Origin of the sequence: Frankia sp. AgKG'84/4 (assembly GCF_023242965.2) — a bacterium.
Lineage (GTDB): Bacteria > Actinomycetota > Actinomycetes > Frankiales > Frankiaceae > Frankia.
This window is the reverse complement of record NZ_JALKFU020000735.1, coordinates 1-520: the sequence shown is the minus strand read 5'-3', so window position 1 is coordinate 520 and position 520 is coordinate 1. Positions and strand designations below refer to the sequence as shown.

General features: G+C 77.3%; 1 protein-coding gene. It reads right to left on the bottom strand.

What is annotated here, in order from left to right:
- Window positions 1-520, bottom strand: a 520-nt coding sequence (locus MXD58_RS24860) for a 3'-5' exonuclease (protein WP_284678842.1), incomplete at both ends; no start/stop codon positions are given.

Here is a 520-nt window from a genome sequence, read left to right as displayed (position 1 = left end):
GCCGTGCGCATCGCCGGGCTGGAGGTCGGTTCGGTCGCCAGCCGGCGCAGGGTCGCGACCAGGCCGACAAGGTTCAGCGGCCGGGGCGGGCGGCCGGCGACCGCCTCGACGGGCACGCCCAGCTCGTCGAGAAAGCGGCTCGGCAGGCTGCCGTCGTCGTCCGGGCTGTTGACGGCGCTCACCAGCAGACGCCGGCGCGCCCGGGTGAGGGCGACGTAGAGCAGCCGCCGCTCGTCGGCGAGCAGGTCCTGGCGGGTCAACGGCGGGCGCAGGCCGCCGCGCGAGGGCGCGTCGAGTTCTTCGGCGGCCAGCAGCGAATGCCGCTGGCGCAGGTCGGGCCAGGCGCCGTCCTGCACCCCGCAGACCGCGACCACATCCCATTCCAGGCCTTTCGACCGGTGCGCCGTCAGGAGCCGCACGCCGCGGCGCCGCGCGTCCTCCCCGACCGGCGCGATGGCCTCGGCGGCGATCTGCTGGCGGCCGAGCTCGTCCACCAGCGAGGCCGCGCCGGCACCGGGCC